General features: G+C 54.5%; 4 protein-coding genes. All 4 read right to left on the bottom strand.

Going from position 1 to position 4,563, the window contains the following annotated elements:
* The coding region (locus CJP72_RS24710) for a phage baseplate assembly protein V (RefSeq protein ID WP_162383869.1) at window positions 1–339 on the bottom strand (339 nt) is incomplete at its 3' end.
* Window positions 339–1,430 (bottom strand): phage baseplate assembly protein, encoded by a 1,092-nt coding sequence (locus CJP72_RS24705; RefSeq protein WP_162383868.1) that lies wholly within the window; start codon window positions 1,428–1,430, stop codon window positions 339–341. The genes CJP72_RS24710 and CJP72_RS24705, both read right to left, overlap by 1 nt.
* Entirely contained in the window at window positions 1,427–2,716 is a 1,290-nt protein-coding gene (locus CJP72_RS24700) for a DNA circularization protein (RefSeq protein WP_162383867.1), read from the bottom strand. Before CJP72_RS24700 ends, CJP72_RS24705 begins: the two co-directional genes overlap by 4 nt.
* Window positions 2,717–2,748: 32 nt before the next feature.
* Complete coding sequence (locus tag CJP72_RS24695; protein ID WP_162383866.1) at window positions 2,749–4,491, bottom strand: phage tail tape measure protein; 1,743 nt, start codon at window positions 4,489–4,491, stop codon at window positions 2,749–2,751.
* Window positions 4,492–4,563: the final 72 nt, after the last annotated feature.

Raw genomic sequence — 4,563 nt, 5'->3', positions numbered from 1 at the left:
GGCATTCCCGCGTTTGAGGATAATGCTGTCGCCTTCGTCTGTGTAAATAGCCACCTCCCCCGCTTTCAACCCTTTAATGCGGTAGCGGCGATCTGCCACCATCAGGATCACACCGTGAGATCGGTCGCCGTCCGGGAACACAGCCACACCCTCGGCCCCGGAATGCGGAGCGCTGGTAAATCCATAGGGTTCAAGATGTTCAACGTTCTCTTTCTGCTCGTTTGCCAGTAATTCAACCTGGACCATCTGGCATTTACTGGCAGTATTTAGCCCTGTAACCACAGCACGAGCCAGCAAGTTAGAAACAGAACGCTGCAGCCCTCGTAATGCTGCTTTCATCAGAAATCATCCCCGTCGTCGTCCGATTCGTTCTTGTGGTGGCGTGTCATCAGTTTAGGTTCTGGCATGTATGCGGCTTGTGGCCCGACGCGCATTTGGGTAGTGAATCCCGATTTGTCGTCAAGTTGCCAGGTGACTTCTGCCACCACCAGTTCGGTGTTATTAAAGCCCATCACCGGATCCCAAACGACGACGCGCTGGTTAGGCTGCCACAACTGCCCGTTGCCCTGCCGCCAGCCCTGCACCGTGTAGATGGTTTCAAGCGTCTGCCCTTCCCTGTGCGCTTTTTCGTACTGCGCACGAGCTTTGCAGGTGGCAAGCGTGGCATTGCCGCACTGCTTTATCGTCAACGGGCGAAAGCGTCTCACGGCAGCATCTTTCACAGTGGCGGTGATCTTGCTGTTCGTTGTAGAGCCGTAGTCATCATCAGAACCAGCACGCTGGCCTGTCACCGTGATTTCAGAAAACCGATCACTGAAATCGCGCTGACTTCCGGCGTTGATAATATTTTCTCCCAGCACCAACGCTGTAACCGCTTTTTTTGTGCCTACCGTATCCAGCACCAGCTCGCCATCGGTATTGTCGAACGCCAGCACCTGTTCCATCCCCAGCAGGCGATTTAGCGCTTCTTCGACGGTTTCACCATAATCAATCTGGAAACTGGTTAACGTGTTACTTTCCGGTGAGTTACTGACGACATTCACACCAAAGGGCTGCGCCAGCGTGGTGACGATCTGCGCCAACGTCCGGTTTGTGAACTGGCCCGGCTGTGTGGGCGCCGAACAGTCGATCAGGTCTTCGGTTTTACTGCGTCCGTTAACACTGGCACTAATCTGTCTTGCGTCATAGCGCAGCGGCGTTGCATCCACATAACCGGTGATGACTTTGTCGGCACCGATCAGAACTTCCACCAGATCACCTTCAATCACCGGCAATTCCAGTTCAGCCAGGTTTCCGGTCTGGGGCCATTGCCGGGTTATCTCGACGTCAAAACTGCGGGCGATGCGGTCAATTCCTGCCGAAATGGTTACGCGCATCCAGCCAGAAAACTCCTTACCGTTAACACGCAGAGTTACATCATGATCAGTCATTCAGAGGCTACTCGTAGCGGTTCCGGTGGTACAAATCCCGGATGAGGAATGTTATTGAGTGCAACTATCTCGGCACCGCGGCTGGCATCGTCGTACCAGTCAGCGGCCAGCACTACTGCCGGGGTTACATCGTCCGGCGTGCGCGTTACGGTTTTTGCCGTGAGTTGCAACCGTTTTTGAATATCCAGCCAGACGGTCTGGCGTAAATCTTCAATCCTAATAAACGGTTCGTCGCCAGATACCCGGCAGGTTTCGCGGTCAAATAGCTGACTGTAGCTGGTTCGCTGGCGGGTCAGCTGGTCATAACTGACAGGCAACACAGACGGTTCGTTGTTCTGTCTGGGCGAATCCGTGAGCGCTGCGCGAGTGGCTGGCCGGTAGTTGTAATTGCTGGCGGTCGGGGTCGGCAGAGCAGAAAACTGGCGGGTGGATTGCGTGATCGCCGAGCTGCGCATCAACTGAGAAAATGCATTTGTAGCGACGGTCGTTTGTTGCTGCGATGCGCTCTGCGTGGGCCATACACCCCGCGGAGCCAGTGAATCGATACCCGAGATATATTTCAGGTTATCCACGGCGCTAATCGCGCTGTCGGTGTTGTAGTAAATCGATTTGCCTGCCGCCCACATTGCCTGCACACGGCTGATAATTTCAGCTACCTGCGATGGCGGCGGGAACAGCACTGACAAATCCCCCTGCAACAGTCGGGCAAGATCACTAATTCCGCTGTCCACCATTTCAAAAAAGTCGATCACATCGTCCAGCATATCGCTGACGCTCTGAATCACGCCATCGCAGATCCAGTCTGGCCCGGTTAAATCGAAATCATCCAGAAACTTATCGGCAAAGGACTGATCCGCAGCATCGGCAGCATTTTCCACATTCTGTGCCGTTGCACCGCCTGCCGTCGGGTAACTCAGTTGACCTGATTCAATAAATTTCAGGGATATTTCGCACATTCCGCCATTATCGCGGCTGTGACGAAACGTTATGTCACCGTCAACGTTAACCGTGAGCGAGCCGTAAAACGGATGGATCAGCGTACCGGAGCCACCCTGTTCAAGCGCGGTAAGCAGGCGATCGCGCTGCGCCATAAAATCAGAGCCAATGACATACGCCGACACCGAATAACGACGAACTTTGCGTCCCATATCTTCGGTGTATGGCACATCACGTAACGGGTATTCATGTGGCACTGTCCGGCGCCCGAACGTCGCCTCATCCTCGGCTACTTTGAACGGTACCCCGCGGAAGGATGCAGGCCGTATGCTGAAACGCCAGGTATCCATATTTCACCCATAAAAAAACCCGCCTGCGCGGGTTACTGGTTTGTGCGGTAAAGGTTTTGGGAGCTGAAGCGGTTGTATCCGACCTCGGGAGTTAAACGTACCCCCGGTGCATTAGTCTGCCCTCCGGATACACGCATACCCGGTGGCGCACCGTCAAACCGAACAACCAGTTCGCCCTGCAGGTGTCCTTTTGCGCCTGTAAGCATATCCTGCCCGGTCGGTGCGCTGTAATTGTAGGCCGGCCCGTTTCCACGGCTAAACGGGGTCGGTCCTTGCTGCCCGGTGATCACACGAATGTCTCGCAAAAAATCGTTGCCACTCTGTTTGTTGGCGACTTCCTGCTGAACGGCAAGTAGTCCCCAGCCAGGAGTGGCGGCTTTTTTGTTGTAGTCAAAGGCGTTCGCCACCTCCTGCTGTTGTGCCGTCAGAGGTTTCGGTGCCATTGGCTTACCATGTTCCCAGGCATCTTTTATGGTACTCCAGTTGGCCGCAATGAATGTACCCGCAGCCACCAGAGAACCCAGCATGATACCGAGAGGCCCGACCGCTCCAACAATCAATGTTATCGCCGCCAGACCACCAATCGCAGCCAGCCCGGCTGCAGCGCCAGCAGCCATCTTGATCACTTCAGGGTTGGCTTGCACAAAACTGGCGACTTCATCGAGCAGAGGCATAGCCTGTTTTAATCCGTCATTGACGGCAGGCAGCAACGCATCGCCGGTGTTAACACTTATTCTGTTGAGGTTGTTCTGCAGGAGTTCGAGCTGATTCGCCGTGGTACTGGCCCGGCTGGCGTACTCTTTTTGCATGGATCCGGCGTACTGCGCCGAATCTGCCACACGGTTAAAGTTGGTTTTCAACAGAGACAGATTCGCCAGCAGCGGCGCGATCGCCCCCACTGATTCCTCACCGAACAGCGTTTTTAGCACCTCCACGCGCTTATCAGGCGCAACTTTACTCAGTTGTTCGAATACCTGCGTCAGCGCGGCTTTACCATTTTTCTGAAGATCAGACGCCAGTGTTTTAGGGTTGAGGTGTAACGACCTCATCGCCTTTTTCTGGTCTTCCGTCATCTTCTGGCCCGAAGCCAGTGTGGTGAACACCTTTTTAATCGCGGTCGCGGCAACCTCAGACTGAATACCGGCAGAGCCAATTGTTGCCCCTAACGCAGCAACATCCGAAGTGGCAAAACCCGCAATCTTCCCCAGCGATCCGACGCGCGTAACCACATCAGTAATATTGGCGGCAGTTGTCGGCCCGGTGTTGCCCAGGTAGTTGATCTGGTCTGCCAGCTGAACAACCTGATCATGCGTAAGCCCGAGCGAAACACGCCACTGCGCCATTTGCTGCCCGGCTTCGTCGGCGGTTTCGTTGAACGCGATCCCCATTTTTACAGCGGTTGTCGCGAAATCTTTCAAATCACCGGCAGCAAGCCCGGCCTGCCCACCTGCGGCCATTATTTTTGCAATGTCGTTGGCAGCCATCGGCAATTGAGTGGACATATCGAGAATGTCCTGGCCCATCTGCTTAAACTGCTGTGGCGTGTCAAAATTCACCACTTTGCGCACGTCTGCCATAGCGCTTTCAAACGCCATCGCATCGGTGACAGGTTTCGCCAGCGCAAGCGACCAGGCAGTGCCAAAGGCGCCAGCCATCAGCGCTTTTTCTTCAATCCCCTTCCCGGCTTTTTTAACGTTTTTAGATATACCATCAAGCACCGGGGAAAGTTTATCGACTCCGGTAATGATGGCCTTTAATTGAAAGCTGTCAGCCACGATTACGCGCCTCCGCTATTCTGACGGCATGCGATTCCATTTCGAAGAACTCCCCCAACGGTTTACGCATAA

The sequence above is a fragment of the Citrobacter sp. NCU1 genome (assembly GCF_010231475.1).
Lineage (GTDB): Bacteria > Pseudomonadota > Gammaproteobacteria > Enterobacterales > Enterobacteriaceae > Citrobacter_D.
This window is presented reverse-complemented; position numbering and strand designations above follow the sequence as displayed.

Excerpts from the sequence above, each read along its gene's own strand:
- CJP72_RS24705 (WP_162383868.1), bottom strand. The coding sequence starts at position 1,430 with ATGACTGATCATGATGTAACTCTGCGTGTTAACGGTAAGGAGTTTTCT.
- CJP72_RS24700 (WP_162383867.1), bottom strand. The coding sequence starts at position 2,716 with ATGGATACCTGGCGTTTCAGCATACGGCCTGCATCCTTCCGCGGGGTA.